General features: G+C 47.8%; 6 protein-coding genes and 1 pseudogene. 4 read left to right on the forward strand and 3 right to left on the reverse strand.

Translation table 11 applies throughout. From position 1 onward, the window contains the following. Window positions 1-174 precede the first annotated feature (174 nt). From adeQ to nepI, 3 genes are all read left to right on the forward strand, one after another. Window positions 175-1,509, forward strand: a complete 1,335-nt coding sequence (gene adeQ / locus ACUU1M_RS17885) for an adenine permease AdeQ (RefSeq protein WP_024260876.1) — start codon at window positions 175-177, stop codon at window positions 1,507-1,509. Window positions 1,510-1,561: 52 nt separating this feature from the next. Further along, complete coding sequence (locus tag ACUU1M_RS17890; RefSeq protein ID WP_005051995.1) at window positions 1,562-2,014, forward strand: DUF1198 domain-containing protein; 453 nt, start codon at window positions 1,562-1,564, stop codon at window positions 2,012-2,014. 210 nt (window positions 2,015-2,224) lie between these two features. Beyond that, window positions 2,225-3,415, forward strand: a complete 1,191-nt coding sequence (gene nepI, locus ACUU1M_RS17895) for a purine ribonucleoside efflux pump NepI (protein WP_001288549.1) — start codon at window positions 2,225-2,227, stop codon at window positions 3,413-3,415. A gap of 40 nt (window positions 3,416-3,455) precedes the next feature. On the opposite strand, the gene yicS is transcribed toward nepI, so the two are convergent. Next, the gene (yicS, locus tag ACUU1M_RS17900) at window positions 3,456-3,749 is read right to left on the reverse strand and encodes a protein YicS (RefSeq protein WP_000805509.1); all 294 of its coding nucleotides are present in this window, start codon (window positions 3,747-3,749) and stop codon (window positions 3,456-3,458) included. A gap of 221 nt (window positions 3,750-3,970) precedes the next feature. Here yicS and nlpA point away from each other — a divergent pair, with 221 nt between their 5' ends. Beyond that, entirely contained in the window at window positions 3,971-4,789 is an 819-nt protein-coding gene (gene nlpA / locus ACUU1M_RS17905) for a lipoprotein NlpA (RefSeq protein WP_000779437.1), read from the forward strand. 3 nt (window positions 4,790-4,792) lie between these two features. Here the strand turns inward: nlpA and ACUU1M_RS17910 are convergent, their stop codons facing one another. Together ACUU1M_RS17910 and ACUU1M_RS17915 are read right to left on the reverse strand one after the other, a co-directional pair. After that, complete coding sequence (locus tag ACUU1M_RS17910) at window positions 4,793-5,716, reverse strand: carboxylate/amino acid/amine transporter (protein WP_000535957.1); 924 nt, start codon at window positions 5,714-5,716, stop codon at window positions 4,793-4,795. 110 nt (window positions 5,717-5,826) lie between these two features. After that, window positions 5,827-6,201, reverse strand: a pseudogene (locus ACUU1M_RS17915) (MFS transporter); the annotation flags it as partial. Window positions 6,202-6,322: the final 121 nt, after the last annotated feature.

Genomic DNA, 6,322 nt, shown 5'->3' on the forward strand with positions numbered 1-6,322 from the left:
ATTTTTCTCATTTTGATTTTATCAATTTGATTATTATTTATCATAAAGAAACGTCGCGAGATTATTAAAGAATATCTATTAATGTGCAATTGAAATGTGATAATTATCACTGAACCGTTGTTGTCATTTGTTTTACAAAAGCAAGGGATTAAATCTCCTCCAATGGACAAAAAAATGAATAATGACAATACCGATTACGTGAGTAATGAATCAGGGACGCTTTCGCGATTATTTAAACTACCTCAGCATGGGACCACCGTCCGCACAGAATTGATTGCGGGGATGACCACTTTTTTAACCATGGTGTACATTGTTTTTGTGAACCCGCAAATCCTCGGCGCGGCACAAATGGACCCGAAAGTGGTGTTTGTTACCACCTGTTTGATTGCCGGTATCGGCAGTATTGCGATGGGGATATTTGCTAACTTACCCGTGGCGCTGGCTCCGGCAATGGGGCTGAACGCCTTCTTTGCGTTCGTGGTCGTGGGGGCGATGGGGATCTCCTGGCAGACCGGGATGGGCGCGATATTCTGGGGCGCAATTGGGCTATTTTTGCTCACGCTGTTTCGTATCCGGTACTGGATGATCTCCAACATTCCATTAAGTTTACGTATTGGTATCACCAGTGGAATCGGATTATTTATTGCCTTAATGGGATTAAAAAACACTGGTGTTATTGTCGCCAATAAAGACACGCTGGTGATGATTGGCGATTTAAGTTCTCACGGCGTGTTGTTAGGTATTTTAGGGTTTTTTATTATAACCGTGTTGTCATCACGTCATTTTCATGCCGCGGTGCTGGTTTCTATTGTGGTGACGTCTTGCTGTGGATTATTTTTCGGTGATGTTCATTTTAGCGGCGTCTATTCCATTCCGCCTGATATTAGCGGCGTCATTGGTGAAGTAGATTTGAGCGGCGCGTTAACACTTGAACTCGCCGGTATCATTTTCTCCTTTATGCTGATCAACCTATTTGATTCATCAGGAACATTAATTGGTGTAACTGATAAAGCGTGCTTAATAGATAGCAACGGTAAATTCCCCAATATGAATAAGGCGCTGTATGTTGATAGCGTCAGTTCGGTGGCAGGCGCATTTATCGGTACCTCGTCTGTTACTGCCTATATTGAAAGTACTTCTGGTGTGGCAGTCGGTGGTCGCACGGGGCTAACGGCTGTCGTGGTCGGCGTTATGTTCCTGTTAGTTATGTTCTTCTCACCGCTGGTGGCGATGGTTCCTCCTTACGCAACCGCTGGAGCGTTAATCTTTGTTGGCGTGCTGATGACTTCGAGCCTGGCGCGCGTTAACTGGGATGATTTTACCGAATCGGTGCCTGCGTTTATTACCACGGTGATGATGCCCTTTACTTTCTCGATCACCGAAGGGATTGCACTCGGCTTTATGTCGTACTACATCATGAAAGTGTGCACCGGGCGCTGGCGCGATCTGAACCTGTGTGTGGTGGTGGTCGCAGCTCTGTTCGCATTGAAGATTATTCTGGTGGATTAGTAACTGGCGAGGGTTTCCAGATATCATGAGTTCTGATTACGCAGGAGAACTCATGATCTGGATAATGCTCGCCACGCTGGCGGTAGTGTTTGTGGTTGGTTTTCGGGTGCTGACATCCGGGGCCAGAAAAGCGATTCGCCGTCTCAGCGATCGGCTGAATATCGATGTCGTACCCGTGGAGTCGATGGTCGATCAAATGGGAAAGTCAGCCGGTGACGAATTTTTACGTTATTTGCATCGCCCGGATGAGTCGCACCTGCAAAACGCCGCGCAGGTGTTGCTCATCTGGCAAATTGTCATTGTCGATGATAGCGAACAGAACCTGCTGCAATGGCACCGGATTTTACAAAAAGCCCGCCTTTCCGCGCCGATTACCGATGCTCAGGTCAGGCTGGCGCTGGGTTTTCTGCGTGAAACCGAACCTGAAATGCAGGATATTAATGCTTTTCAGATGCGCTATAACGCGTTCTTTCAGCCTGCCGAGGGCGTTCACTGGTTGCATTGAAACCGTTTCGTCTTATCAGCCTACAGACCGCGCCTGACCTGTCGGGTGGATAAGACGTTCACGCCGTATCCGGTAATCTTTGCCCTGTTCCGTTTCGATCTTAACTCCAGCTCAAGCAACACCGTAAAAGTTGCAAAAACGTTAAATGCGTCACACATTTCAATGTTAAAGTGGTCGGCTTTTCCCCTGAAACATGCCACGGGTAACACCATGAGTGAATTTATTGCCGAAAACCGCGGCGCGGATGCCATCACCCGACCGAACTGGTCAGCCGTTTTCTCGGTGGCGTTTTGTGTCGCCTGTCTGATTATCGTTGAGTTTTTGCCCGTCAGTTTGTTGACGCCAATGGCCCAGGATTTAGGCATTTCGGAAGGGGTTGCCGGGCAATCGGTGACCGTGACCGCCTTTGTGGCAATGTTTGCCAGTTTGTTTATTACCCAGACAATTCAGGCCACTGACCGCCGCTACGTTGTTATTTTGTTTGCCGTTTTGCTGACGCTCTCCTGCTTGCTGGTTTCCTTTGCTAACTCATTCAGTTTGCTTTTAATCGGTCGTGCCTGTCTGGGGCTGGCGCTGGGCGGGTTCTGGGCGATGTCGGCGTCGCTGACCATGCGTCTGGTACCGCCGCGTACGGTGCCGAAGGCGCTGTCGGTGATCTTCGGCGCGGTTTCTATTGCGCTGGTGATTGCCGCGCCGTTGGGCAGTTTTTTAGGCGAGCTTATCGGTTGGCGCAATGTCTTTAATGCGGCGGCGGTGATGGGCGTGCTGTGTATTTTCTGGATTATCAAATCATTGCCTTCACTGCCAGGCGAACCCTCGCATCAGAAACAAAATACTTTCCGCTTATTACAACGTCCGGGTGTGATGGCAGGGATGATCGCCATCTTCATGTCTTTCGCCGGGCAGTTTGCTTTCTTCACGTATATTCGCCCGGTGTATATGAACCTGGCGGGATTCGGCGTGGATGGCTTAACGCTGGTGCTGTTGAGTTTTGGTATCGCCAGCTTTATTGGTACGTCGCTTTCGTCGTTCATTCTTAAACGTTCGGTAAAACTGGCCTTAGCAGGCGCGCCGTTAATACTGGCTGTGAGTGCGTTGGTACTGACGTTGTGGGGAAGCGATAAAATCGTTGCTACCGGCGTGGCGATTATCTGGGGGCTAACTTTTGCATTGGTTCCCGTCGGCTGGTCAACGTGGATCACCCGCTCGCTGGCCGATCAGGCAGAAAAAGCCGGGTCTATTCAGGTGGCGGTTATTCAGCTTGCTAATACCTGTGGCGCGGCAATCGGCGGTTATGCGCTGGATAATATTGGTCTGACTTCGCCGTTGATGTTGTCCGGCACATTGATGTTGCTGACTGCATTGTTGGTTACTGCAAAGGTGAAAATGAAGAAATCCTGATATCAGGTAAAGAAGCGTTGGTCAGTAGTTGTTGCTGTTCTTACATATCCGGGCATTCTACCTTACCCAACGCTTCCCAATAATTGCTCTGATTATTACGTTCCATCGCCACGATGGCCTCGCGTATATGTTGTTTATTGTTTTCATCTGACAACATTAACTTTTCCCACGCTTCATCTGATAATGACGCCTGTGGCGTGCAAATTTTACGTAAATCTTGTAATACCGTGGTTTTCTCTTTTGCGGACTGCAGTGAGCTAAAAGGCGACTCGGCGTATACGATGCCTGGCATAGCGAAAAAAGTGAAAATAAGCAGTAGTGTCGTTGGTTTCATGGATTCAACCTTTTACAAATGTGTATCGAATGAAGCATAAGTGTAGTTTGCTTTCATCGCTCTCATCATGCTGTACGAAACGCGCTTGCGTGGTCAGTAAGAAGTGCCAGACTTTATATTCCACTTTTATTCCTTTTTATTCTTATCGATAGCGTTTCGTTTTTTAAACCGCAGCGACCTTACCGCTATAGTCAGGTAATCATTAATAAAAGGATAAAAAAATGAAACTGACAACACATCATCTACGGACAGGGGCCGCATTATTGCTGGCCGGAATTCTGCTGGCAGGTTGCGACCAGAGTAGCAGCGATGCAAAACACATTAAAGTTGGCGTTATAAATGGCGCAGAACAAGATGTCGCGGAAGTCGCTAAAAAGGTGGCAAAAGAGAAATATGGCCTCGATGTTCAACTGGTAGGATTTAGCGGTTCGCTGCTACCGAACGATGCGACAAATCATGGCGAACTTGATGCGAACGTCTTCCAGCATCGACCCTTTCTTGAACAAGATAATCAGGCGCATGGTTATAAACTGGTAGCGGTGGGAAATACGTTTGTCTTCCCCATGGCGGGTTATTCCAAAAAAATCAAAACCGTGGCGCAAATAAAAGAAGGCGCGACAGTGGCGATCCCCAACGACCCGACCAACCTTGGTCGTGCGCTTTTACTGTTGCAAAAAGAGAAGCTAATTACTCTGAAAGAGGGAAAAGGGTTATTACCTACCGCGCTGGATATAACCGATAATCCTCGTCATTTGCAGATTATGGAACTCGAGGGGGCGCAGCTCCCGCGCGTACTGGATGATCCCAAAGTTGATGTGGCGATTATCAGCACCACTTACATTCAGCAGACCGGGCTTTCTCCGGTGCACGACAGCGTATTTATTGAAGATAAAAATTCGCCGTATGTGAATATTTTGGTGGCACGGGAAGATAATAAGAATGCAGAAAACGTGAAGGAATTTCTGCAATCTTATCAATCATCCGAAGTCGCTAAAGCGGCAGAAACCATCTTTAACGGTGGCGCGGTGCCTGGCTGGTAATTCTCACTCATCCCGCGCCGGACGATTTATTTTTCTGGCGCGGCGACGGGAATCCATTGAAATCAAAATTACCGATGACAGAATCAGCAGCGTTCCCAGCCAGTCCGGTAATGTGAACGTGATCCCCAGCAACAGCAAAGAGAGTAGCGCGCTACTTAATGGTTCTGCACAGCTCAAAATGCTGGCTTTTGGACCGCCAATTAATTGTGCTCCTTTCAGGTACAGACTAAATGTCAGGGACGTACCAATGACGATCAAATAAAAAAACGCCAAAATCAAACTGCCGTTAACGACAAAGTTTGTCCCTTGTCTGGCATAAAAAGGCAATAGAATCAGACCGCCGATCAGCATACTCCAGCCGACGACAGGCAACGTGCCATAGCGGGCAATCAGCGTTGAGGGATAGGTGGTATAGAATGCAGCAGCAAATGCCGAGGCAATGCCCCAGAATAACGCGGCAGGAGAGATCGATAATGACGTCGGATTACCGTGTGTCACCAATAAAAAAGTCCCGACCAGCGATGTCAAAATAGCGCAGAAAACCAGAATGCCCGGGCGCGATTTACGTACCAGTGAGAACCAGGCGACGATAATCGTCGGTGAGAGGAATTGCAGCACCGTTGCCGTGGCTGCGTTCGATTTTTCGATGGTTAGCAAAAAAGTGAGCTGTACGGTTAGCGCGCCAACCACGGAAAAAATCAGCAGACTAATGGCATCTTTGTGATTGTTAATAATAGAAAAGATTTTATCGCCATGAACAAATGACAGCGTCAGCAGAATCAAACCGGCGAATATCAAACGCGTCATAGTCAAAAACTGCGACGACATCTGGCTTTGCTCCATGATGTATTGCGCACAGACCCCTGAACTTCCCCACAACACGGCGGCAATCAGAACGTTCAGCATCCCCTTTCTGGTGGAACCCATTTTTCCCTCTGCATACTGTTTTGTCGTTTATGTATGCAGGCATGATAGCAAAAATGGCGAGGATGGCTCTGTTTGCGCCACGCCGATTTTTCTTAGCCCAGACTGGTGAGCTAAATATCTTTAATAAACAGCAGGCAAATCATCGTAATACCCAACATCCCTATCGCCAGCCAGAACAACGCATGGTAGCTCCAGATTTCAACCATAATTCCGTCAACAGAGCCGGCGATAATCCAGCCGACGCGTGAAGTATTTGCATATAACGTTGTCGCAGAGCCTATTTTTTCAGGCATCAAGTCCTGAAAATAAAGCATGCCGATACCACAGAGAATACCAAGGAAGATGGCATTTAGAATTTGCAATTCCAGCTCAACCGCCGGAGTCGTCGCCATGAGTACGCTGGCGTAAAAACACATACCACTCACGATAGCAATGAGCATTAATAGTCGCTTGCCAATACGTTTCATGTAATAGCCTGCGATTAATGAGGTGTACTGGCAATAGCGGACACTACCATTTGTTCTTTTTTAAGCAGCCATCTGATGATATTTTTCCCTGAAGGCTGCCGGGGAGATATTCCCCAGACGAGAGTGATGACGCTGACGA

Source organism: Shigella sp. SIG6 (assembly GCF_053555815.1).